The 23,410-nt window shown below is 59.3% G+C and carries 19 protein-coding genes; 17 read left to right on the forward strand and 2 right to left on the reverse strand.

The window, feature by feature from the left end; all coding sequences use genetic code 11:
* Positions 1-139 precede the first annotated feature (139 nt).
* Entirely contained in the window at positions 140-2,842 is a 2,703-nt protein-coding gene (locus HU773_RS06685) for a [protein-PII] uridylyltransferase (RefSeq protein ID WP_057958694.1), read from the reverse strand.
* 67 nt (positions 2,843-2,909) lie between these two features.
* Positions 2,910-3,692, reverse strand: coding sequence for a type I methionyl aminopeptidase (map, locus tag HU773_RS06690; RefSeq protein ID WP_032858167.1), 783 nt, complete (start codon positions 3,690-3,692; stop codon positions 2,910-2,912).
* A 386-nt stretch (positions 3,693-4,078) separates the two neighbouring features.
* On the opposite strand from map, the gene rpsB reads away from it, so the two are divergent.
* From rpsB to HU773_RS06775, 17 genes are all read left to right on the forward strand, one after another.
* Entirely contained in the window at positions 4,079-4,819 is a 741-nt protein-coding gene (rpsB, locus tag HU773_RS06695) for a 30S ribosomal protein S2 (protein WP_029297291.1), read from the forward strand.
* Between the two features lie 193 nt (positions 4,820-5,012).
* Positions 5,013-5,876 (forward strand): translation elongation factor Ts, encoded by an 864-nt coding sequence (gene tsf, locus HU773_RS06700; protein WP_003172264.1) that lies wholly within the window; start codon positions 5,013-5,015, stop codon positions 5,874-5,876.
* A 211-nt stretch (positions 5,877-6,087) separates the two neighbouring features.
* Complete coding sequence (gene pyrH / locus HU773_RS06705) at positions 6,088-6,831, forward strand: UMP kinase (RefSeq protein WP_003172271.1); 744 nt, start codon at positions 6,088-6,090, stop codon at positions 6,829-6,831.
* Positions 6,828-7,385, forward strand: coding sequence for a ribosome recycling factor (frr, locus tag HU773_RS06710; protein WP_057439907.1), 558 nt, complete (start codon positions 6,828-6,830; stop codon positions 7,383-7,385). The genes pyrH and frr overlap by 4 nt, the downstream gene beginning before the upstream one ends.
* Before the next feature lie 17 nt (positions 7,386-7,402).
* On the forward strand, positions 7,403-8,158 hold the full coding sequence (gene uppS / locus HU773_RS06715; RefSeq protein WP_057439905.1) for a polyprenyl diphosphate synthase: 756 nt from the start codon (positions 7,403-7,405) through the stop codon (positions 8,156-8,158).
* Positions 8,158-8,964, forward strand: a complete 807-nt coding sequence (locus HU773_RS06720) for a phosphatidate cytidylyltransferase (protein ID WP_057439903.1) — start codon at positions 8,158-8,160, stop codon at positions 8,962-8,964. The genes uppS and HU773_RS06720 overlap by 1 nt, the downstream gene beginning before the upstream one ends.
* Positions 8,961-10,151 carry a 1-deoxy-D-xylulose-5-phosphate reductoisomerase gene (ispC, locus tag HU773_RS06725; protein ID WP_057958695.1) on the forward strand — a complete coding sequence of 397 codons (1,191 nt, stop codon included), beginning with the start codon at positions 8,961-8,963 and terminating at the stop codon, positions 10,149-10,151. Before HU773_RS06720 ends, ispC begins: the two co-directional genes overlap by 4 nt.
* A 35-nt stretch (positions 10,152-10,186) precedes the next feature.
* Positions 10,187-11,539, forward strand: coding sequence for a sigma E protease regulator RseP (gene rseP, locus HU773_RS06730; protein WP_057958696.1), 1,353 nt, complete (start codon positions 10,187-10,189; stop codon positions 11,537-11,539).
* Positions 11,540-11,613: 74 nt separating this feature from the next.
* Positions 11,614-14,001: an outer membrane protein assembly factor BamA gene (gene bamA / locus HU773_RS06735; RefSeq protein WP_120731933.1), complete on the forward strand. Its 2,388-nt coding sequence runs from the start codon at positions 11,614-11,616 to the stop codon at positions 13,999-14,001.
* A gap of 45 nt (positions 14,002-14,046) precedes the next feature.
* Entirely contained in the window at positions 14,047-14,550 is a 504-nt protein-coding gene (locus HU773_RS06740) for an OmpH/Skp family outer membrane protein (protein ID WP_057958698.1), read from the forward strand.
* A 3-nt stretch (positions 14,551-14,553) separates the two neighbouring features.
* Positions 14,554-15,609 (forward strand): UDP-3-O-(3-hydroxymyristoyl)glucosamine N-acyltransferase, encoded by a 1,056-nt coding sequence (lpxD, locus tag HU773_RS06745; RefSeq protein ID WP_057958699.1) that lies wholly within the window; start codon positions 14,554-14,556, stop codon positions 15,607-15,609.
* 110 nt (positions 15,610-15,719) lie between these two features.
* Positions 15,720-16,160 (forward strand): 3-hydroxyacyl-ACP dehydratase FabZ, encoded by a 441-nt coding sequence (gene fabZ / locus HU773_RS06750; protein WP_029297270.1) that lies wholly within the window; start codon positions 15,720-15,722, stop codon positions 16,158-16,160.
* Positions 16,157-16,933, forward strand: a complete 777-nt coding sequence (gene lpxA, locus HU773_RS06755; protein ID WP_032858160.1) for an acyl-ACP--UDP-N-acetylglucosamine O-acyltransferase — start codon at positions 16,157-16,159, stop codon at positions 16,931-16,933. Before fabZ ends, lpxA begins: the two co-directional genes overlap by 4 nt.
* Before the next feature lie 2 nt (positions 16,934-16,935).
* Positions 16,936-18,075 carry a lipid-A-disaccharide synthase gene (gene lpxB, locus HU773_RS06760; RefSeq protein WP_128593468.1) on the forward strand — a complete coding sequence of 380 codons (1,140 nt, stop codon included), beginning with the start codon at positions 16,936-16,938 and terminating at the stop codon, positions 18,073-18,075.
* Positions 18,072-18,704 carry a ribonuclease HII gene (gene rnhB, locus HU773_RS06765; protein ID WP_057439893.1) on the forward strand — a complete coding sequence of 211 codons (633 nt, stop codon included), beginning with the start codon at positions 18,072-18,074 and terminating at the stop codon, positions 18,702-18,704. The genes lpxB and rnhB overlap by 4 nt, the downstream gene beginning before the upstream one ends.
* Before the next feature lie 77 nt (positions 18,705-18,781).
* A complete protein-coding gene (gene dnaE, locus HU773_RS06770; RefSeq protein ID WP_057958701.1) occupies positions 18,782-22,303 on the forward strand; it encodes a DNA polymerase III subunit alpha in 3,522 nt (1,173 codons plus the stop codon).
* A 139-nt stretch (positions 22,304-22,442) separates the two neighbouring features.
* Positions 22,443-23,390 carry an acetyl-CoA carboxylase carboxyltransferase subunit alpha gene (locus HU773_RS06775; protein ID WP_029297260.1) on the forward strand — a complete coding sequence of 316 codons (948 nt, stop codon included), beginning with the start codon at positions 22,443-22,445 and terminating at the stop codon, positions 23,388-23,390.
* The last annotated feature ends 20 nt before the right edge of the window (positions 23,391-23,410 follow it).

Below are 23,410 nucleotides of genomic sequence, written 5' to 3' on the forward strand. Positions count from 1 at the left end.
TCTATCGTTGAGCGCGGCCCTGTGGGAGCTGGCTTGCCTGCGATGGCATCGCCTCGGTGCACCAGATACACCGCGCCGCCCGCATCGCAGGCAAGCCAGCCCCTACAAGGTCCGCGTCCACAGGGAAATTAAATTCAACTCAAATGGTTATTCTGGACAACTCCGCGCCAGGCTCCTGATTCACGCTCAATTGCGCGACGATGGCGTCCTGCAAGCGGCGGCACAGTTCAGGGTCGGACAGTGGCTGGTTGTCGGCATCGGTAATAAAAAACACGTCTTCGACCCGCTCGCCCAGGGTGGCAATCTTGGCGTTCTGCAACGACAGGTCAAACTCCAGGAAAATCCCGCCGATCCGCGCCAGCAGGCCAGGGCGATCGGGGGCGCTGAGCTCGAGTACCGTCACCGGGCGCTGGGCATCGTTGTGGATCGTCACCACGGGCGCAAAGGCGAAGTGCTTGAGCTGGCGCGGTACCCGGCGCTGGATGATGGTCGGGTAGTCGTCCGGGTTGCGCAGGGCCTCGGTCAGGCCCTCGCGGATCTTCTTCACGCGTTCGGGGTTGTCGCCGATGGACTCGCCTTCGGTGTCGAGCACGATATAGGTGTCGAGGGTGAACTGGCTGCTGGAGGTAATGACCCGCGCGTCATGGATGTTCAGGTTCAGCTGGTCCATCGCGGCCACGGTCACGGCGAAGAAGTCATGCTGGTCCGGCGCATAGATAAAGATCTGCGTGCCGCCTTCGAACTCGCGCTGGGTGGTTTCCTTGATCAGCACCAATGGGCCGCCGTCGGCCGGCTGCTGCAGGATCGCGTCGGTATGCCAGGCCACGTCGCCTGCGGTGTGGCGCAGGAAGTAATCATCCCCCAACTGCGACCAGAGCTGCTCGACATCGTCCGGGTCGTTGCCGCCGCGCACCAGGATATCCAGGGCCGCGTTCTGGGTGCGGCGGATCTGCTCTTCGCGGTCCACCGGGTTCTCCAGGCCACGGCGCAAGGCGCGCTTGGTCTCGGTGTAGAGCTGGCGCAACAGACTGGCGCGCCACGAGTTCCACAAGGTCGGGTTGGTGGCGTTGATGTCGGAGACGGTCAGCACGTACAGGTAGTCGAGACGGGTTTCGTCGCCGACGATCTGCGCAAAGTCATGGATCACCTGCGGGTCGGACAAGTCCTTGCGCTGGGCGGTGGTGGACATCACCAGGTGGTTCTGCACCAGCCAGACGATCAGGCGGCTGTCCCACTGCGGCAACTGGTGGCGCTGGCAGAAGGCTTCGGCATCCACTGCGCCGATTTCCGAGTGGTCGCCATGCCGGCCCTTGCCGATATCGTGATACAGGCCGGCCAGGTAGATCAGTTCAGGCTTGGGCAACTTGGCCATTAGCTTACTGGCCAGCGGGAATTTCTCTGACACCTGGGTGTATTGCAGCTTACGCAGGTGTTTGATCAGGTTCAGGGTGTGGGCGTCGACTGTATAGATATGGAACAGGTCGTGTTGCATCTGCCCGACAATAAAGCCGAACTCCGGCAGATAGCGCCCGAGGATGCCGTAGCGGTTCATGCGCCGCAGGTTGCGGTGAATGCCGACCTTGCACTTGAACAGCTCGATAAACAGGCTGGTGTTGCGGATGTCGTGGCGGAATTCGTCGTCGATCAGGTGACGGTTTTCCCGCAGCAAGCGGATGGTATCGGCGCGCACGCCCTTGATTTCCGGTTGCTGGGCCATCAGCACGAAGATTTCCAGCATGGCAAACGGCGTGCGTTTGAACACATTGTCGTTACGCGCCTCGATATAGCCATCGTGCAGTTGGAAGCGGGCGTTGATCGGTTGCGGCGGCGCTTCGTCTTCGGGGGCCAGGATTACTTCTTCGAAGTGCTGGATGATCAGGTCGCTGAGCTGGGCGATGCTCATGACCACCCGGTAGTACTGCTGCATGAAGCTTTCGATGCTGGTCTTCGCGTCTTCGCCCTCGAAGCCCAGCAGGGTGGCGATGGAGCGCTGGTGGTCGAACAGCAGGCGGTCTTCGGAGCGTCCGGCCAGCATGTGCAGGGCGTAGCGCACCTTCCACAAGAACTCCTGGGACGAGGCCAGCAGGGCGTTTTCGCTCTCCACCAAAAAGCCTTCGCCGGCCAGGGCCCGCAGGTTGAGGGTGCCGTACTGGCGACGGGCGACCCACAAAATGGTCTGGATATCCCGCAGCCCGCCGGGCGAGCCCTTGACGTTGGGTTCCAGGTTGTATTCGGTGTCGTTGTACTTGTGATGCCGGGCTTTCTGCTCGGCGCGCTTGGCCAGGAAGAACTCCTTGCTCGGCCACATATGCGCGGTGCTGGTGACTTCCAGCATGCGCTGGCGCAGACGCTCGGGGCCGCAGATGGTGCGGCTTTCCATCAGGTTGGTGACCACGGTCAGGTCGGCGCGGGCCTCTTCGGCGCATTCAGCCACCGAACGCACGCTTTGGCCGACTTCCAGGCCGATATCCCACAACAGCGTCAGAAAACGCTCGATGGAGTCACGAAAGATCTCATGGTCGGCGCTGTCCAGCAGGATCAGCAGGTCGATATCGGAGTAGGGGTGCAGTTCGCCACGGCCGTAGCCGCCGACGGCCACCAGGGCGATGTCGGCGTCCTCGCTCCAATCAAACTGCTCCCAGGCCTTTTGCAGGATGTTATCGACGAACCAGGCACGATCCTCGATCAGCCGGCGAATCTCCCGGCCGCTGCGAAAGCGCTCGTCGAGCACCTCGCGGGCCTGGCGGATGGCCTTCTTGAAGGCAGCTATGGGGCTGGCCTTCAGCGCCAGTTCCGCCTGGAACTGGCCACGGTCGAAGAGTTCTGGATCCACCTGGGGCATTGATCGGCTTTCCTTTCTATCTAGGTGTAGGTCACAACATTGCTATCTGGAAAGCCCGCTGCAAGCATCAGGCCGAAACGCGGGGAATCGTGTCGTCGGCGCGCAGGGTGAAGATCTCATAGCCCGTCTCGGTGACCAGCAGGGTATGTTCCCACTGCGCCGAGAGCTTGCGGTCCTTGGTGATGGCCGTCCAGCCGTCGCCCAGCACCTTGGTGTCGGCCTTGCCCTGGTTGATCATCGGTTCGATGGTAAACGTCATGCCTGCCTTGAGTTCCATGCCGGTGCCGGCACGGCCGTAGTGCAGGATCTGTGGCTCTTCGTGGAACACTTTACCGATGCCGTGGCCGCAGAACTCACGGACTACCGAGAAGCCGTTCTTTTCTGCGTGCTTCTGGATCACTTCTCCGATATCGCCCAGGCGGCAGCCCGGCTTGACCAGCTCGATGGCCTTGTACATGCATTCCTGGGTGACCTGGGACAGGCGCTCGGCCCACACCGGCACGTTGCCGACATGGAACATACGGCTGGTGTCGCCGTGATAGCCGTCCTTGATCACGGTGACGTCGATGTTCAGCGTGTCACCGTCCTTGAGCGGCTTGTCGCCTGGGATGCCGTGGCAGACCACGTGGTTGATCGAGGTACAGATCGACTTGGGGAAGCCTTTGTAGTTCAGCGGCGCGGGGATGGCTTTCTGCACGTCGACAATATAGTCATGGCAGATGCGGTCCAGGGCTTCGGTGGTGACGCCGGGCTTGACGTGTTCGGCAATCATTTCCAGTACGTCGGCCGCCAGTTTGCCGGCAACGCGCATACCTGCGATGTCTTCGGCGGTTTTCAGGGTAACGGTCATACAGGCTCTCTCTAGCGCGACGCGCTGAAATCAATACGGTTTACGGGCGTGCGACAAAAAGGTGCAGCGTTCGCACAAGCCCAAAAAACGCGATTCTAACAGACGCAAGGTGTAAACCATGAGTGTCTGGCTATCGCTTCTCTCTATAAGGTGTGGGTATTTTCACCCGATTCAATGGCTTGGGTGGCGCTGGCGGCAAGCAAGTGCGATTGCGGGTTTCGTTTTTGCCGATGCTGTGGTATAAAATGCGCCGCTTTCCGGGGATACCCCGCAAAGCTTAAATCCACACACGTGTCGACACGATGACCTGGGTGCCGGAGGCCTTGAAGCCGCTGGTTGGTCATTGGGATACGTGGAGGCCAAACCCGACTTATTAAGGAACTATCATGTCCCAAGTCAACATGCGCGATATGCTGAAGGCCGGTGTGCACTTCGGTCACCAGACCCGTTACTGGAACCCGAAAATGGGTAAGTACATTTTCGGCGCGCGTAACAAGATCCACATTATCAACCTTGAAAAAACCCTGCCAATGTTCAACGAAGCTCTGACTTTCGTAGAGCGCCTGGCTCAGGGCAAAAACAAGATTCTGTTCGTCGGCACCAAGCGTTCCGCTGGCAAGATCGTTGCTGAAGAAGCAGCACGTTGCGGTTCGCCGTACGTCGATCACCGCTGGTTGGGCGGCATGCTGACCAACTTCAAAACCATCCGTGCTTCCATCAAGCGTCTGCGTGACCTTGAAGTGCAAGCCGAAGACGGTACTTTCGCCAAGCTGACCAAGAAAGAAGCGCTGATGCGCTCCCGTGACCTGGAAAAGCTCGATCGTTCCCTGGGTGGTATCAAGGACATGGGCGGTCTGCCTGACGCACTGTTCGTTATCGACGTTGATCACGAGCGCATCGCGATCACCGAAGCCAACAAGCTGGGTATCCCGGTTATCGGCGTAGTCGATACCAACAGCAGCCCGGAAGGCGTTGACTACATCATCCCAGGCAACGATGACGCAATCCGCGCTATCCAGCTGTACATGGGTTCGATGGCTGACGCTGTAATCCGTGGCCGCAACAATGTTGGCGGCGGCACCGTAGAGTTCGCTGCTGAAGAAGCACCGGTCGCTGCAGCTGAGTAATTGACGCCCTGGCGTTGACTCAGTAAGCAAAAAGGGGGCTTGGCCCCCTTTTTGCCACCTCGAAAACCATTTGTGAGCGGCACAGCTACAGCATCTGTAACGTGCAGCGGTTAACAAGGGTGGTTCGGGAAGAATTGAACGCCCGTACAAGTCGGGTGGAATGGTTGAAAACCTATCCAAGAGGAATTTGAAAATGGCAGCAATTACTGCAGCGTTGGTTAAAGAACTGCGTGAGCGTACTGGCGAAGGCATGATGGATTGCAAGAAAGCCCTGGAAAAGGCTGACGGCGACATCGAAAAAGCCATTGATGACATGCGTGCTTCGGGCGCGATCAAGGCTGCCAAGAAAGCAGGCAACGTCGCTGCTGAAGGCGCTATCGCTCTGAAGGAAGACGGTAAATCTGCCGTTCTGCTGGAAGTGAACTCGCAGACCGACTTCCTGGCTCTGCAGGACGACTTCAAGGCATTTGTTGCTGCTAGCGTTGAAAAAGCGTTCGCCGACAAACTGACTGACGCCGCTCCGCTGATCGCCGCTCAAGAAGCTGATCGTCTGGTACTGGTCGGCAAGGTTGGCGAAAACGTCAATATCCGTCGTCTGGTGCGCGTTGAAGGTGATGTTGTCGGTGGTTACCTGCACGGCAACAAGATCGGTGTTGCAGTTGTCCTCAAGGGCGGCAACGTTGAACTGGCCAAAGACATCGCTATGCACGTAGCGGCCAGCAACCCTGAGTTCCTGCTGCCTTCGGAAGTTTCTGCCGAAGCGATCGAGCGCGAAAAAGCTGTGTTCCTGCAGCTGAACGAAGAAAAAATCAAAGGCAAGCCAGAAAACATTGTTGAGAACATGGTCAAAGGCCGTATCAGCAAGTTCCTGGCCGAAGCAAGCCTGGTTGAGCAGGCGTTCGTCAAGAACCCTGAAATCAAGGTTGGCGAGCTGGCCAAGAAAGCCGGTGCTGAAATCGTTTCCTTCACCTACTTCAAAGTAGGCGACGGCATCGAGAAGCCGGTCGACAACTTCGCTGAAGAAGTTGCTGCCCAGCTGGCTGCCGCTAAGCAATAAGACAGTTTTCAACTGTCGCCCAAGAGAGGCTGCCCGCTCACGCGCGCAGCCTCTTTTCAAATGGGATGCTCAATTTTATTTGGCTTCCCTTTGGAACTGGCTTACAAAGCCGTGTTCCGATGGCGCTGTGACAGCGTCCAGCTAGAGTGAACGCAAGCCGTAAACGGCTCGCCAAGAATTTTTTAAAAATACGCCGCAGGAGAGATTCGCAATGGCTCAGCAGGGCAGTGGTTATCAGGCTCGCTATAAACGCATTCTACTCAAGCTTAGCGGCGAGGCCCTGATGGGCTCGGAAGAGTTCGGGATCGATCCCAAGGTGCTTGACCGCATGGCGCTGGAAGTCGGCCAACTGGTCGGTATCGGCGTCCAGGTCGGCTTGGTGATCGGTGGTGGCAACCTGTTCCGTGGCGCCGCGCTCAGTGCTGCTGGCATGGATCGGGTCACTGGCGACCACATGGGCATGCTGGCCACTGTGATGAACGCCCTGGCCATGCGCGACGCCCTGGAGCGTGCCAACATCTCGGCCATCGTGATGTCGGCCATTTCCATGGTGGGTGTGACCGATCATTATGATCGGCGCAAAGCCATGCGCCACCTGAATGCCAAAGAGGTGGTGATTTTTGCCGCCGGTACCGGCAACCCGTTCTTCACCACCGACTCGGCTGCCTGCCTGCGTGCCATCGAAATTGATGCCGACGTAGTGCTCAAGGCCACCAAGGTCGATGGTGTCTACACTGCCGATCCATTCAAAGACCCGCATGCCGAGAAGTTCGATCATCTGACTTATGATGAAGTGCTGGATCGCAAGCTGGGTGTGATGGACCTGACGGCAATCTGCCTGTGCCGCGACCATAAGATGCCGCTGCGCGTATTTAACATGAACAAGCCCGGCGCCCTGCTGAATATCGTACACGGCGGCGCAGAAGGGACTCTGATCGAGGAAGGCCAACAATGATCAATGAAATCAAGAAAGACGCCCAAGCGCGTATGCAAAAATCCCTGGAGTCTCTGAACCACGCGTTTGGCCAGATTCGTACCGGCAAGGCCCACCCAAGCATCCTGGGCAGCGTGATGGTGCCTTACTACGGCTCCGACACCCCGCTGAGCGGCGTGGCCAACGTGACCGTAAAAGACTCGCGCACCCTGCAGGTCGTGGCCTTCGAGCGCAACATGCTCGCTGCTGTCGACAAGGCTATCCAGAGCGCTGGCCTGAACCTCAACCCGACCAACCTGGGTGAGTTGCTGCTGATCTCCATGCCGGCCCTGACCGAAGAAACCCGCAAGGGCTTCACCAAGCAGGCGCGCAGCGCAGCTGAAGATGCTCGCGTTGCCGTGCGCAACATCCGTCGCGATGCCTTGGGTGACCTGAAGAAACTGGTCAAGGACAAAGAAATCAGCGAAGACGAAGAACGTCGTGCCATCGCCGATATCGATAAGTTGACCAAGGAATCCGAGGCCCTGATCACCAAGGCCACGGAAGAGAAAGAAAAGGACCTGATGGCCGTATAAGGGGTCAGGACGCCTTCATGGAAAAGACCAAGCAGACTGTGCCCTCTGTGGTGCCGCGCCATGTCGCGATCATCATGGATGGGAATAATCGCTGGGCGAAAAAACGCTTTATGCCGGGTGTCGCCGGGCATAAAGCGGGTGTCGATGCGGTACGGGCCGTGATCGAGGTGTGTGCCGAGGCCAAGGTCGAGGTGTTGACCTTGTTTGCCTTCTCCAGTGAAAACTGGCAGCGCCCGGCCGAAGAGGTCAGCGCCTTGATGGACCTGTTCTTCAAGGCCTTGCGTCGTGAGGCCAAGCGTCTGAACGACAACAACATCAGCCTGCGTATCATCGGCGATCGCTCGCGGTTCCATCCGGAACTGCAGACGGCCATGCGTGAGGCCGAGGCTATCACTGCTGGCAGCAACCGCTTCGTCCTGCAAATCGCCGCCAACTATGGCGGGCAGTGGGACATTGCTCAGGCCGCCCAGCGCCTGGCGCGTGAAGTGCAGGCCGGTCATCTGCGGCCGGAAGACATCACGCCCGAGTTGTTGCAAACCTGTCTGGTGACCGGCGACCTGCCGTTGCCGGACCTGTGCATCCGTACCGGTGGCGAGCACCGCATCAGCAACTTCCTGTTGTGGCAGTTGGCCTATACCGAATTGTACTTCTCCGACCTGTTCTGGCCGGACTTCAAACACGATGCCATGCGTAATGCGCTGGCCGATTTCGCTTCCCGTCAGCGTCGCTTCGGTAAAACGAGCGAGCAGATCGAAGCTGGAGCCCGGGTTTAATGCTTAAACAACGAATCATCACGGCACTGATCCTGCTGCCGATCGCCCTGTGCGGGTTTTTCCTGCTCGAAGGCGCAGGCTTTGCGCTGTTCATTGGTTTGGTCGTGACCCTGGGCGCCTGGGAATGGGCGCGCCTGGCAGGGTTTGCCGAACAACTGCCGCGGGTGGTGTACGCCGCCGTTGTCGCGTTGTTGCTGTTCCTGATGTACATCCTGCCGGATGTCGCACCCTGGGTGCTCGGGGCAGCGGTGCTGTGGTGGGCGTTGGCGACATTCCTCGTATTGACCTATCCGCGGACCAGCAGCAAGTGGTCCAGCGTCGCCTGCAAGCTGGTGATCGGCCTGCTGATCCTGCTGCCGGCCTGGCAGGGCCTGGTCTATATCAAGCATATGGCCCTGGGCAACTGGTTGATCATGGCGGTGATGGTCCTGGTCTGGGGCGCGGATATCGGTGCGTACTTCTCCGGCCGTGCCTTTGGCAAGCGTAAGCTGGCCCCGGCGGTCAGCCCCGGCAAGAGCTGGGAAGGGGTATACGGCGGACTGGCCTTGACGTTGTTGATTACCCTGGTTGTTGGCGTTATGCGTGATTGGGGGGGCAAACAAATCCTCCTGGCCCTGATGGGCGCGGCGGTGGTCGTACTGATCTCGGTGGTCGGCGACCTGACCGAAAGCATGTTCAAGCGCCAGGCGGGCATCAAGGACAGCAGTAACCTGCTGCCGGGCCATGGCGGTGTGCTGGACCGCATCGACAGCCTGACGGCGGCGATCCCAGTGTTTGCCGTATTGTTGTGGATGGCCGCTTCGTGAGCCGCCTGCAGCAGGTCACCGTGCTGGGGGCAACCGGCTCGGTCGGATTGAGCACGCTGGATGTGATTGCCCGTCACCCTGAGCGCTACCAGGTATTTGCCCTGACCGGCTTCAGTCGCTTGAGCGAGCTGTTGGCGCTGTGCGTGCGGCACCGGCCGCAGTTCGCAGTGGTGCCGGACGGGACCGCTGCCCGTGGTTTGCAGGACGATCTGCGGGCCGCGGGCCTGTCGACCCAGGTGTTGGTCGGCGAGGAGGGCTTGTGCCAGGTGTCCGCTGCCTCTGAAGTGGATACCGTGGTCGCTGCTATTGTCGGCGCCGCGGGTTTGCGTCCAACCCTCGCAGCGGTGGATGCTGGCAAAAAGATCCTGTTGGCCAATAAAGAAGCGCTGGTCATGTCCGGCGCGCTGTTTATGCAGGCCGTGCGCAAGAGCGCAGCGGTACTGTTACCGCTGGACAGCGAACACAACGCGATTTTTCAGTGCATGCCGGGCGATTTTGCCCGCGGCCTGAGCCAGGTCGGCGTACGGCGTATCCTGCTGACAGCCTCTGGCGGCCCGTTCCGTCAGACGCCGCTGGCCGAGCTGGAGCACGTCTCTCCCGATCAGGCTTGCGCTCATCCCAATTGGTCGATGGGGCGCAAGATCTCGGTGGATTCGGCCAGCATGATGAACAAGGGCCTGGAACTGATCGAAGCCTGCTGGTTGTTTGATGCTCGCGCCGATCAGGTCGAAGTGGTGATTCATCCGCAAAGTGTGATTCATTCCCTGGTCGACTACGTGGATGGCTCGGTGCTGGCCCAGTTGGGCAACCCGGACATGCGCACGCCGATTGCCAATGCCCTGGCATGGCCAGAGCGGATTGACTCGGGTGTGGCGCCCCTGGACCTGTTTGCTATTGCCCGCCTGGATTTCGAAGCACCGGATGATCAGCGCTTCCCTTGCCTGCGCCTGGCACGTGAGGCGGCAGAGGCGGGCAACAGCGCTCCGGCGATGCTCAATGCGGCGAATGAGGTCGCGGTTGCTGCGTTTCTTGATCGGCGCATCCGCTTTCCACAGATCGCGAGTATCATCGAGGAAATTTTGAGCCTTGAGCCGGTGGTTGCCGTGAATGATTTGGGCGCCGTGTTCGAGGCGGATGCCAAGGCCCGGGTCTTGGCCGAGCAATGGTTGAAACGCCACGCAGGTTAGTCGGCAGGCGCGGGATTGGAATGCGGAGAGATTAGATGAGTGCGCTCTACATGATTATCGGCACCCTGGTTGCTCTGGGTGTGCTGGTCACTTTCCACGAATTCGGTCATTTCTGGGTGGCGCGCCGTTGTGGCGTCAAAGTCCTGCGCTTTTCCGTGGGTTTTGGCATGCCGCTGCTGCGCTGGCACGACCGCAAGGGCACCGAATTCGTGATTGCCGCTATTCCCCTGGGTGGCTACGTCAAGATGCTCGACGAGCGCGAAGGCGAAGTGCCGGCTGATCAGTTGGATCAATCTTTCAATCGCAAGACCGTTCGTCAGCGGATCGCTATCGTGGCTGCCGGCCCGATCGCCAACTTCCTGCTGGCCATGGTGTTCTTCTGGGTCCTGGCAATGCTGGGCAGCCAGCAAGTGCGGCCGGTCATCGGTGCGGTGGAGGCGGGCAGCATCGCCGCCAAGGCCGGTTTGAGCGCCGGGCAGGAAATTGTTGCTATTGATGGCGAGCCTACTACAGGCTGGGGGGCGGTCAATCTGCAGTTGGTTCGCCGCCTGGGTGAGAGCGGCACCGTACAACTGGTAGTGCGCGAGCAGGACTCCACGGCCGAGACACCGCGCGAGCTGGTCCTGGACAAGTGGCTCAAGGGCGCTGATGAGCCTGATCCGATCAAGTCCCTCGGCATTCGTCCATGGCGCCCGGCACTGCCGCCGGTGTTGGCTGAGCTCGATCCGAAGGGGCCGGCCCAGGCGGCCGGCCTGAAGACCGGTGATCGTTTGCTGGCCCTGGATGGTCAGGTGCTGGGTGACTGGCAGCAAGTGGTCGATCTGGTTCGTGTACGTCCTGATACGAAAATTGTGCTGAAAGTTGAGCGTGACGGTGCTCAAATCGACGTCCCTGTTACCCTCGCGGTGCGTGGAGAGGCCAAGGCAGCCGGCGGATACCTGGGTGCCGGGGTCAAAGGTGTCGAATGGCCGCCATCGATGGTGCGGGAGGTCAGCTTCGGGCCGTTGGCTGCAATTGGCGAAGGTGCAAGACGCACTTGGACCATGAGTGTGCTGACCCTCGATTCGCTGAAGAAAATGTTGTTCGGCGAGCTCTCGGTAAAAAACTTGAGTGGACCGATAACCATTGCTAAAGTGGCGGGCGCTTCTGCCCAGTCGGGCGTTGCTGATTTCCTGAATTTCCTGGCTTATCTGAGTATTAGCCTAGGAGTTCTGAATTTGTTGCCCATTCCAGTATTGGATGGGGGGCATCTGTTGTTTTATCTCGTCGAGTGGGTGCGTGGTCGCCCCTTGTCGGATCGGGTGCAGGGTTGGGGGATACAGATCGGTATCAGTTTGGTGGTCGGGGTGATGTTGTTAGCCTTGGTCAACGATCTGGGACGTCTGTAACGCTTCGCTGAATTGCGAATCTGCCGCATTTTGCGGCAGTTTGTTTATTGCCAGTTGGAATAAGAAAGGACTTCATGAAACGTCTGCTGCTAACTGCGGTTCTCACCGTATTGATGATCGCCGAAGTTCACGCCGAGTCCTTCACCATCTCCGATATTCGCGTCAACGGCCTCCAGCGGGTTTCCGCGGGTAGCGTCTTTGGCGCCTTGCCGTTGAACGTTGGGGAACAGGCTGACGACCGTCGCCTGGTGGAATCCACTCGTGCGCTGTTCAAAACCGGCTTCTTTCAAGATATCCAACTGGGTCGTGAAGGCAACGTCCTGGTCATCACTGTCGTCGAGCGGCCTTCTGTCGCCAGTATCGAGATCGAAGGCAACAAGGCGATCTCCACTGAAGACTTGATGAAGGGTCTCAAACAGTCCGGCCTGGCCGAAGGCGAGATCTTCCAGCGTGCCACCCTCGAAGGCGTGCGTAACGAGCTGCAACGTCAATACGTTGCCCAGGGCCGTTACTCCGCTTCCGTGGAAACCGAAGTGGTGCCGCAGCCGCGCAACCGTGTCGGCCTGAAGGTCAACATCAACGAAGGCACTGTGGCGGCGATCCAGCACATCAACGTGGTGGGTAACACCAAGTTCGCCGACGACGACCTGATCGACCTGTTCGAACTCAAGACCACCAACTGGCTGTCGTTCTTCAAGAACGACGACAAGTACGCCCGTGAAAAACTCTCCGGTGACCTGGAGCGCCTGCGTTCCTACTACCTGGACCGTGGCTATATCAACATGGATATCGCTTCGACCCAGGTGTCCATCACCCCGGACAAGAAACACGTGTACATCACCGTCAACGTCAACGAAGGCGAGAAGTACCGCGTTCGTGACGTGAAGCTCAGCGGCGACCTGAAAGTGCCTGAAGACCAGGTCAAGTCCCTGCTGCTGGTCCAGAAGGACCAGGTGTTCTCGCGCAAGCTGATGACCACGACTTCCGAGCTGATCACCCGTCGCCTGGGTAACGAAGGCTATACCTTCGCCAACGTCAACGGCGTGCCGACCCCACACGATGATGACCACACTGTGGACATCACCTTTGTCGTCGATCCAGGCAAGCGTGCCTACGTCAACCGCATCAACTTCCGTGGCAACACCAAGTCCGAGGACGAAGTGCTGCGTCGTGAAATGCGTCAGATGGAAGGTGGCTGGGCTTCGACCTACCTGATCGACCAGTCCAAGACCCGTCTTGAGCGCCTGGGCTTCTTCAAGGAAGTCAACGTCGAAACCCCGGCCGTACCGGGTGTGGATGACCAGGTCGACGTGAACTACGCCGTGGAAGAACAAGCCTCCGGCTCGATCACCGCCAGTGTCGGTTTTGCACAGAGTGCAGGCCTGATCCTTGGTGGCTCGATCACCCAGAACAACTTCCTGGGTACTGGTAACAAGGTTTCCATCGGCCTGACCCGCAGTGAATACCAGAGCCGCTACAACTTCGGTTATGTGGACCCCTACTGGACTGCTGATGGTGTGAGCCTGGGCTACAACGCTTTCTACCGCACCACCGACTACAAAGACCTCGACGTCGACGTTGCAAGCTATGCGATCGACAGCCTGGGTGCCGGTGTCAACGTGGGCTACCCGATCAGTGAGACTTCGCGTCTGACCTTCGGCCTGACCGCGCAGCAGGATGAGATCAAGACCGGTGTCTACACCGTGGACGAAATCTTCGACTTCACCCGCCGCGAAGGTGACAAGTTCCTCAACTTCAAGGCCTCGGCCGGTTGGTCCGAGTCCACCCTGAACAAAGGCGTGCTGGCGACCCGTGGTCATTCCCAGAGCCTGACCCTGGAAGCCACCACCCCTGGTAGCGACCTGTCGTTCTTCAAACTCGACTACCGTGGCCAGTTGTTCACGCCGTTGAGCGATAACTACACCATGCGCCTGCACACGGAACTGGGCTATGGTGATGGCTACGGTTCGACCGATGGCCTGCCGTTCTACGAGAACTACTACGCCGGTGGTTTCAACTCGGTACGTGGCTTCAAGGACAGCACCCTGGGTCCACGTGGTACGCCAAGCCGTGGCTTTGCCGACACCGGTAACGTCGGCACCGTGCGTGACTCGGACAATGATCCGCTGCCATTCGGTGGTAACGTGCTGATTCAAGGTGGTGCGGAAATTCTGTTCCCGCTGCCGTTCGTCAAGGACCAGCGTTCCCTGCGGACCTCGGTATTCTGGGATGTGGGTAACGTATTCGACTCCAAGTGCGAGCAGATCCGTAACCCAAGCGGCTTGAAGTCCAACACCCAGTGCAACGACGTCAGCCTGAGCAATCTGGCCAGTTCCGTGGGTGTGGGTGTGACCTGGATTACTGCCCTGGGTCCTCTGAGCTTCGCCTTGGCGATGCCAGTCAAGAAACCGGATAACGCTGAAACCCAGATTTTCCAATTTTCCCTCGGCCAGACGTTCTAAGCGTCCGACCCAAGATAACGACAACGGATTCTGTAGGAGTGCATCGTGCGTAAGTTGACTCAATTGGTTCTTCTGGCAACTGTGCTGGTAGCGACCCCGGCGTTTGCCGAAATGAAAATCGCCGTCCTGAACTATCAGATGGCTCTGCTGGAATCCGATGCGGCCAAGAAGTACGCCGTGGATGCCGAGAAGAAATTTGGTCCGCAACTGACCAAGCTCAAGACCCTGGAAAGCAGCGCCAAGGGCATCCAGGATCGTCTGGTCGCCGGTGGCGATAAAATGCAGCAAGGCGAGCGCGAGCGTCTGGAGCTTGAATTCAAGCAAAAGGCCCGTGACTATCAGTTCCAGTCCAAGGAGCTGAACGAAGCCAAGGCTGTTGCTGACCGTGAAATGCTCAAGCAACTGAAGCCAAAACTCGACAGCGCCGTGGAAGCAGTCATCAAGAAAGGTGCCTTCGACCTGGTCTTCGAGCGTGGCGCCGTGATTGACGTCAAACCTCAATACGACATCACCCGCCAGGTGATCGAGCGCATGAACCAGCTGAAGTAAGCCATGACCGCGACTATCAAACTCGGTCAATTGGCCGAGTTCCTGGGGGCTACCTTGAGTGGCTCCCCGGAGAAGGAAATCACTGGGCTAGCCACCTTGCAGGAGGCTGGCCCAGCTCAGTTGAGCTTCCTCGCAAATCCCCAATACCGTAAATACCTGGGTGACAGCCAAGCCGCAGCCGTATTGCTGAAGGCCGCTGACGCCGAGACGTTTGCCGGGAGTGCGCTGGTGGTGGCTGACCCTTACGCGGCTTACGCGCGGGTGTCGCACCTGTTCGATCCGAAACCCAAAGCGGCTCCTGGTATCCATCCTTCTGCTGTCATCGCCGATGATGCTCAGGTAGATCCTGCGGCGAGCATCGGGGCTTTTGTGGTGATCGAGAGTGGTGCGCGCATTGGCGCCGGTGTGACTGTCGGCGCTCATTGCTTTATCGGTGCCCGCAGTGAAATCGCTGCAGGTGGCTGGCTCGCGCCGCGCGTGACCCTGTACCACGATGTGCGTATCGGGCAGCGAGTGGTGATTCAGTCGGGTGCCGTGATCGGCGGCGAAGGCTTTGGCTTCGCCAACGAGAAGGGCATCTGGCAGAAGATCGCCCAGGTCGGCGGTGTGCTGATCGGTGATGATGTGGAGATTGGCGTCAACACTGCCGTCGATCGCGGGGCCCTGGCCGATACCGTGATTGGCAATGGTGTGAAGCTGGACAACCAGATCCAGATCGCCCACAACGTACAGATTGGCGATCACACGGCCATGGCCGCGTGTGTCGGCATCTCTGGCAGCACCAAGATCGGCAAGCATTGCATGCTGGCCGGCGGTGTCGGCTTGGTGGGCCATATTGAAATCTGCGACAACGTATTCATTACTGGCATGACCATGGTGACCCACTCGATTACCGAGCCAGGGGCCTACTCTTCCGGTACAGCGATGCAACCCGCGGCCGAGTGGCGCAAGAGCGCGGCCCGTTTAAGGCAGCTCGACGACATGGCGCGGCGCCTGAAACATCTGGAAAAGCGTGTTGGGGACGTGACCCCTGGCAGTAATGTTTCATCAGATGGCTGATACCATTTCCATATCAAGTGTGCACAGCAGCTAGACTGCCTTCTTGATTTGCTAGAGGGGCGTGCCTTAGTCCGCGCGCTCCCAATCTTTATTACAGGCTTCCCCCCGAAATGATGGACATCAACGAGATTCGCGAATACCTGCCTCACCGTTACCCGTTCCTGCTGGTGGACCGTGTAGTGGAACTGAATGTTGAGGAAAAGCGCATTCGTGCCTACAAGAATGTCAGCATCAACGAACCATTCTTCAACGGTCACTTTCCCGCGCATCCGATCATGCCGGGCGTGTTGATCATTGAGGCAATGGCCCAGGCCGCTGGTATCCTCGGTTTTAAAATGCTCGACCTCAAGCCTGCCGATGGCACGCTTTACTATTTCGTGGGCTCCGACAAGCTGCGCTTCCGCAACCCGGTCACCCCAGGTGACCAGTTGATCCTGGAAGCCAAGTTCGTGAGCTGCAAGCGCCAGATCTGGAAGTTCGAATGCCAGGCCTCTGTTGACGGCAAGCCTGTGTGTTCCGCCGAAATTATCTGTGCGGAACGCAAACTATGAGTTTGATTGACCCTCGCGCAATCATCGATCCGACGGCCGTGCTGGCCGCCGACGTTGAGGTCGGCCCCTGGTCGATCATCGGCGCAGGTGTGGAAATCGGCGAGGGGACTGTCATCGGGCCGCACGTGATCCTCAAGGGTCCGACCCGCATTGGCAAACACAACCGCATCTACCAGTTCTCCTCGGTAGGCGAAGATACGCCGGACATGAAGTACAAGGGTGAGGAAACCCGCCTGGTAATCGGTGATCACAACATCATTCGTGAAGGCGTGACCATTCATCGTGGCACAGTGCAGGATCGGGCGGAAACGACCCTGGGTGATCACAATCTGGTGATGGCCTACGCCCATATCGGTCACGACAGTGTGATCGGCAACCACTGCATCCTCGTCAATAACACTGCGCTGGCCGGCCATGTGCACGTTGACGACTGGGCGATTCTTTCCGGTTTCACCCTGGTGCATCAGTACTGTCATATTGGTGCCCATAGCTTTTCCGGCATGGGTACCGCTATTGGCAAGGATGTGCCGGCGTTCGTCACGGTTTTTGGCAACCCTGCCGAAGCCCGCAGCATGAACTTCGAAGGCATGCGCCGGCGTGGTTTCAGCGAAGATGCCATCCACGCCCTGCGCCGCGCTTACAAAGTGGTGTATCGCCAGGGGCTGACGGTTGACCAGGCGTTGGCCGAGCTGGCCGAGCCGGCGGCGCTGTTTCCAGAAGTTGCCATCTTCCGCGATTCGATCCAGGCATCGACTCGCGGCATCACCCGCTGATCATGGCCACGCTGCGTATTGCATTGGTGGCCGGAGAAGCTTCCGGCGATATCCTCGGCGCTGGCCTGATGCGCGCCATCAAGGCGCAGCATCCAGCCGTTGAATTCATTGGGGTCGGCGGCCCGCTGATGCAGGCCGAAGGCCTGACTTCCTACTTTCCCATGGAGCGTTTGTCGGTCATGGGGCTGGTGGAAGTGCTGGGGCGCCTGCGCGAGCTGCTGGCTCGGCGCAAACTGCTGATCCAGACCCTGATCGCAGAAAAACCGGACGTCTTTATCGGTATCGACGCACCGGACTTCACCCTCAATATCGAACTCAAACTGCGTCAGGCCGGGATCAAGACCGTGCATTACGTCAGCCCGTCCGTATGGGCGTGGCGGCAGAAGCGTGTGCTGAAGATCCGCGAAGGCTGCGACCTGATGCTGACCCTGCTGCCTTTCGAGGCGCGGTTCTACGAAGAGAAGGGCGTGCCGGTCAGGTTTGTCGGCCACACCCTTGCCGATACCATCCCGCTGCAGGCTGATCGCGCCGCCGCCCGCGCCGAGTTGGGCCTGCCCGAGGGGCCGCTGGTGGCGTTGATGCCCGGTAGCCGTGGCGGTGAAGTCGGGCGCCTGGGCGCACTGTTTTTCGATGCGGCCGAGCGTCTGCTGGCCTTGAAGCCCGGGGTGCGGTTTGTACTGCCGTGCGCCAGCCCGCAACGGCGTGCACAGATCGAGGCCTTGCTGGTAGGACGTGACCTGCCGTTGACCCTGCTCGACGGTGGTTCGCACCTTGCCCTGGCGGCCTGTGATGCGGTGTTGATCGCCTCCGGTACTGCCACGCTGGAGGCTTTGCTCTACAAGCGGCCGATGGTTGTGGCCTATCGCCTGGCGCCGCTGACCTACTGGATTCTCAAGCGCATGGTCAAAAGCCCGTACATCTCCTTGCCCAACCTGCTGGCCCAGCGGTTGTTGGTGCCGGAGTTGCTGCAGGACGCTGCTACCCCCGAGGCCTTGGCCCAGACCATTCTGCCGTTGATCGATGGTGGCGAAGAGCAGACCCGCGGCTTTGACGAAATTCACCGTACCTTGCGCCGTGATGCGTCGAACCAGGCCGCAGACGCCGTGTTGACCTTGATCGGCCGCCAGCAGGAAACCCTATGAAGACGCAAATGGGCCTGGATTTCAGCCTGGTCGCCCAAACCCACGAACTGGTCGCCGGTGTCGATGAAGTAGGGCGCGGCCCGTTGTGCGGCGCGGTGGTCACGGCGGCGGTGATTCTTGATCCGAATCGTCCGATCCTCGGTCTCAACGACTCGAAGAAGCTCACCGAAGCCCGTCGTGAAAAGCTTTTTGATGAAATTTGCGAAAAAGCCCTCAGCTGGCATATCGCCCGGGCCGAAGTCGAAGAAATCGACGAACTGAACATCCTGCATGCCACGATGCTGGCCATGCAGCGCGCCGTCGAGGGCCTGCACATCACCCCCAAGCTGGCGATGATCGACGGCAATCGCTGCCCGAAGCTGGCGATGCCGGCCGAGGCGGTGGTCAAGGGTGATAGTAAGGTGCCGGCAATTGCCGCCGCCTCCATCCTGGCCAAGGTCAGTCGTGACCGTGAGATGGCGGCGTTCGAATTGATCTATCCGGGCTATGGCATAGGCGGCCATAAAGGCTACCCGACGCCCGTTCATCTGGAAGCCCTGGCTCGATTGGGCCCGACGCCGATCCACCGCCGCTCGTTTGCCCCGGTACGCCAGGCTTATGAGGTGCGCGAAAGCCTGGTCGAGCTTTAGGCGCAGGCTGATGTTTTACTCAAGGCCCGGTACAATCCGGGCCTTGTTGTTTTCACACGTATCTAGACAGGATCACTATGCCGGCTTCATTCGTTCACCTGCGCCTGCACACTGAATACTCCCTGGTCGACGGCCTGGTACGGATCAAACCGCTGGTCAAAACCCTGGTGGGCATGAATATGCCGGCCGTGGCGGTGACCGACCAGAACAACATGTGCTCCCTGGTCAAGTTCTACAAGAGCGCCATGGGCGCCGGCATCAAGCCGATCTGCGGCGCCGACTTGTGGCTGTCCAACAAAGACCCCGATAACGCCTTGAGTCGCATCAGCCTGTTGGCGATGAACGGCGTGGGTTATCGCAACCTGACTGAACTGATTTCCCGCGGTTTTATCGACGGCCAGCGCAACGGCTCGATCATCATCGAGCGCGAATGGGTAGCCGAGGCCAGCGAAGGGCTGATTATGCTGTCGGCTGCCAAGGAAGGGGAGGTCGGCCTCGCCTTGCTGGGCGGCAATCCCCAGGAGGCAGAAGTGCTCGCCCGGGAGTGGATGGCGGTGTTCCCTGACCGCTTCTACCTGGAAGTTCAGCGCACCAATCGCCCCAACGACGAAGAGCACCTGCACGCTGCCGTGGCCCTGGCCGAAAAGCTGGGTGCGCCGCTGGTCGCCACCAACGATGTGCGTTTTATCAAGAAGGAAGACTTCGAGGCCCACGAAACCCGCGTGTGTATCGGCGAAGGCCGGGCGCTGGACGATCCGCGTCGCTCGAAGAACTACAGCGAAGAGCAGTACCTCAAAAGCGCCGAGGAAATGGCTGAGCTGTTCAGCGACTTGCCCGAGGCCCTGGAAAACTCCGTCGAAATTGCCAAGCGCTGCAATATCGAAGTGAAGCTGGGCAAACACTTTTTGCCCAACTTCCCGATTCCCGATGGCATGACCATCGACGAGTATTTCCGCAAGGTGTCGTTCGATGGCCTGGAAGAGCGTCTTTCCGTCCTGCTGCCCAAGGACACCACCGAAGACTACGAGGCCAAGCGCCAGGTGTATGTCGACCGGCTGAACTTCGAGCTGGATATCATTATCCAGATGGGGTTCCCCGGTTACTTCCTGATCGTAATGGACTTTATCCAGTGGGCCAAAAGCAACGGCGTGCCGGTGGGCCCTGGCCGGGGGTCGGGTGCCGGCTCGCTGGTGGCTTATGTGCAGAAGATCACCGACCTCGACCCGCTGGAATATGACCTGCTGTTCGAACGGTTCCTGAACCCGGAACGGGTATCGATGCCCGACTTCGACGTCGACTTCTGCATGGATGGTCGCGACCGTGTCATCGAATATGTGGCCGAGAAATATGGCCGTAACGCTGTAAGCCAGATCATCACCTTTGGTTCCATGGCGGCCAAGGCGGTAATTCGTGACGTGGCGCGGGTGCAGGGCAAGTCCTACGGCCTGGCGGATCGTCTGTCGAAGATGATCCCCTTTGAAGTCGGCATGACCCTGGAAAAGGCCTACGAGCAGGAAGAAATCCTGCGCGACTTCATCAAGGTCGATGAAGAAGCCGCCGAAATCTGGGACATGGCGCGCAAGCTCGAAGGCGTGGTGCGTAACGTTGGTAAGCACGCCGGTGGCGTGGTAATCGCGCCGACCAAGCTGACAGACTTTTCGCCGATCTATTGCGACGAAGAAGGCGATGGCCTGGTAACCCAGTTCGACAAGGATGACGTGGAGGCGGCCGGCCTGGTGAAGTTCGACTTCCTCGGCCTGCGTACCCTGACGATCATCGACTGGGCGCTCAAGACCATCAACCGTGAACGCGCCAAGGTGGATGAAGCGCCGCTGGATATCGCTTTTATCCCACTGGACGACAAACCTACCTACGCGCTGCTGCAAAAAGCCGAAACCACTGCGGTGTTCCAGCTTGAATCCCGCGGCATGAAGGAGCTGATCAAAAAGCTCAAGCCCGACTGCCTGGAAGACTTGATCGCACTGGTGGCCCTGTTCCGTCCGGGCCCGCTGCAATCGGGCATGGTGGACGACTTTATCAACCGGAAGCACGGGCGCGCCGAACTGGCTTACCCGCACTCCGACTACCAGTACGAAGGCCTCAAGCCGGTACTGGCACCGACCTACGGCATCATCCTGTATCAGGAACAGGTGATGCAGATCGCCCAGGTCATGGCCGGCTACACCCTTGGTGGTGCGGACATGCTGCGCCGGGCCATGGGTAAGAAAAAACCCGAGGAAATGGCCAAGCAGCGCGGCGGCTTCATTGAGGGTTGCGCCACCAACAATATCGACGCCGACCTGGCCGGTAACATCTTTGACCTGGTGGAAAAGTTCGCCGGTTATGGTTTCAACAAATCCCACTCCGCCGCCTACGGCCTGGTGTCATACCAGACTGCCTGGCTTAAGGCCCACTACCCGGCGCCGTTCATGGCGGCGGTGCTGTCGGCGGATATGCACAACACCGACAAGGTCGTGACCTTGATCGAAGAAGTGCGGACCATGAAGCTGCGCCTCGACGCGCCGGACGTGAACGCCTCGGAGTTCAAGTTCACGGTGAACGACGAAGGTCGCATCATCTATGGCCTGGGCGCGATCAAGGGCGTGGGCGAAGGCCCGGTTGAGGCGATTACCGAGGCGCGCCAGGACGGTCCGTTCAAGGACCTGTTCGACTTCTGCGCCCGGGTCGACCTCAAGCGCATCAACAAACGTACCCTCGATGGCCTGATCCGCAGCGGCGCACTTGACCGTCTTGGTCCGTACTTCCATGACGAGTCGAAGGCCTACCAGGCCAATATCGACCGTAACCGCGCGGTACTGCTGACCGCCATGGAAGAAGCGATCAAGGCCGCTGAACAAACCGCCCGCACCCATGACAGTGGGCATGCCGACCTGTTTGGCGGGTTGTTCGTCGAAGAAGATGCCGATGTGTACGCTAACCACCGTAAGGCCAAGGAGCTGACCCTCAAGGAACGCCTCAAGGGTGAAAAAGACACCCTGGGCCTGTACCTCACCGGCCACCCGATTGACGAATATGAGGGCGAAATCCGGCGTTTTGCCCGCCAGCGCATCATCGACCTGAAACCGGCGCGCGATACCCAGACCGTGGCCGGGATGATCATTGCCCTGCGGGTAATGAAGAACAAAAAGGGCGACAAGATGGGTTTCATCACCCTCGACGACCGCTCCGGGCGTATCGAAGCGTCGCTGTTTGCCGATGCGTTCCATTCCGCGCAGTCGCTGTTGCAGACCGACGCGATGGTGGTGGTGGAGGGCGAGGTCAGCAACGATGACTTCTCCGGCGGCCTGCGCCTGCGGATCAAACGCGTAATGAGCATGGAAGATGCCCGCACCAACCTGGCCGAAAGCCTGCGCCTGAAGGTGAAAACCGAAGCGCTCAAGGGCGATCAGCTACGCTGGCTGGGGGATCTGCTCAAACGTCACCGTGGTGCGTGCCCGGTGACCATGGAGTACACCGGCAGCGATGCCAAGGCGATGTTGCAGTTTGGCGAGACGTGGCGAATTGACCCGGCTGATGGCTTGATTCAAGCATTGCGTGACCAGTTCGGGCGTGACAACGTCTTCCTCCAATACCGTTGACGGTCAGGGCTGCCCTTGTACCCCTGACCTCGACTCGACATTTAATCTCGACCTTGACGCGCCTCTCCCTTAAGGTAGGGCGCGAATAGACAACCGGCTGGCCAGGCACTCCCTGGCCGTCGACCCAAGACGGACGCTTATGAACCCGAATTTTCTTGATTTCGAACAGCCGATCGCTGACCTGCAAGCCAAGATCGAAGAGCTGCGCCTGGTCGGCAATGACAATTCGCTGAATATCGGCGATGAAATCTCCCGCCTGCAAGACAAGAGCAAGACGCTCACCGAAGACATCTTCGGCAAGCTGACCAGTTGGCAGATCGCGCGCCTGGCCCGCCACCCGCGCCGTCCGTACACCCTGGACTACATCGACCACATCTTCACCGAATTCGACGAGCTGCATGGCGACCGCCACTTCTCCGATGACGCGGCGATTGTCGGCGGCATTGCTCGCCTGGATGACCAGCCAGTGATGGTGATCGGTCACCAGAAAGGCCGTGAAGTGCGTGAGAAAGTGCGTCGCAACTTCGGCATGCCGCGTCCGGAAGGCTACCGCAAGGCCTGCCGCCTGATGGAAATGGCTGAACGTTTCAAAATGCCGATCCTGACTTTTATCGACACCCCTGGCGCCTACCCAGGCATCGACGCTGAAGAGCGCAACCAGAGCGAAGCGATTGCCTGGAACCTGCGCGTGATGGCGCGTCTGAAAACCCCGATCATCGCTACCGTGATCGGTGAAGGCGGTTCCGGTGGTGCGCTGGCCATTGGCGTCTGCGACCAACTGAACATGCTGCAATACTCCACCTATGCGGTGATCTCGCCGGAAGGCTGCGCCTCGATCCTGTGGAAAACCGCAGAAAAGGCCCCGGATGCTGCCGAAGCCATGGGGATCACCGCTGATCGCCTGAAAGGCCTGGGTATCGTCGACAAAGTGATTGCCGAACCCCTGGGCGGCGCCCACCGCGACCCGGCGGCCGCATCGGCCACCATCCGCGCCGAACTCTGCGCGCAGTTGGACATGCTCAAGAAATTCGACAACGAGGCGCTGCTGGCCCGTCGTTACGAGCGCCTGATGAGCTACGGTCTCTAAGCTACTGCATTACCCTGTGG

Origin of the sequence: Pseudomonas shahriarae (assembly GCF_014268455.2) — a bacterium.
In the GTDB taxonomy this organism is placed as follows: domain Bacteria; phylum Pseudomonadota; class Gammaproteobacteria; order Pseudomonadales; family Pseudomonadaceae; genus Aquipseudomonas; species Aquipseudomonas shahriarae.

What these genes read in the sequence shown, in the direction of transcription:
- bamA (WP_120731933.1), top strand. Translation starts at nt 11,614, where the DNA reads ATGAAACGTCTGCTGCTAACTGCGGTTCTCACCGTATTGATGATCGCC.
- dnaE (WP_057958701.1), top strand. Translation starts at nt 18,782, where the DNA reads ATGCCGGCTTCATTCGTTCACCTGCGCCTGCACACTGAATACTCCCTG.
- uppS (WP_057439905.1), top strand. Translation starts at nt 7,403, where the DNA reads ATGGAAAAGACCAAGCAGACTGTGCCCTCTGTGGTGCCGCGCCATGTC.
- tsf (WP_003172264.1), top strand. Translation starts at nt 5,013, where the DNA reads ATGGCAGCAATTACTGCAGCGTTGGTTAAAGAACTGCGTGAGCGTACT.
- lpxA (WP_032858160.1), top strand. Translation starts at nt 16,157, where the DNA reads ATGAGTTTGATTGACCCTCGCGCAATCATCGATCCGACGGCCGTGCTG.
- HU773_RS06720 (WP_057439903.1), top strand. Translation starts at nt 8,158, where the DNA reads ATGCTTAAACAACGAATCATCACGGCACTGATCCTGCTGCCGATCGCC.
- frr (WP_057439907.1), top strand. Translation starts at nt 6,828, where the DNA reads ATGATCAATGAAATCAAGAAAGACGCCCAAGCGCGTATGCAAAAATCC.
- map (WP_032858167.1), bottom strand. Translation starts at nt 3,692, where the DNA reads ATGACCGTTACCCTGAAAACCGCCGAAGACATCGCAGGTATGCGCGTT.
- HU773_RS06775 (WP_029297260.1), top strand. Translation starts at nt 22,443, where the DNA reads ATGAACCCGAATTTTCTTGATTTCGAACAGCCGATCGCTGACCTGCAA.
- HU773_RS06685 (WP_057958694.1), bottom strand. Translation starts at nt 2,842, where the DNA reads ATGCCCCAGGTGGATCCAGAACTCTTCGACCGTGGCCAGTTCCAGGCG.
- rseP (WP_057958696.1), top strand. Translation starts at nt 10,187, where the DNA reads ATGAGTGCGCTCTACATGATTATCGGCACCCTGGTTGCTCTGGGTGTG.
- pyrH (WP_003172271.1), top strand. Translation starts at nt 6,088, where the DNA reads ATGGCTCAGCAGGGCAGTGGTTATCAGGCTCGCTATAAACGCATTCTA.
- rpsB (WP_029297291.1), top strand. Translation starts at nt 4,079, where the DNA reads ATGTCCCAAGTCAACATGCGCGATATGCTGAAGGCCGGTGTGCACTTC.
- rnhB (WP_057439893.1), top strand. Translation starts at nt 18,072, where the DNA reads ATGAAGACGCAAATGGGCCTGGATTTCAGCCTGGTCGCCCAAACCCAC.
- lpxD (WP_057958699.1), top strand. Translation starts at nt 14,554, where the DNA reads ATGACCGCGACTATCAAACTCGGTCAATTGGCCGAGTTCCTGGGGGCT.
- lpxB (WP_128593468.1), top strand. Translation starts at nt 16,936, where the DNA reads ATGGCCACGCTGCGTATTGCATTGGTGGCCGGAGAAGCTTCCGGCGAT.
- fabZ (WP_029297270.1), top strand. Translation starts at nt 15,720, where the DNA reads ATGATGGACATCAACGAGATTCGCGAATACCTGCCTCACCGTTACCCG.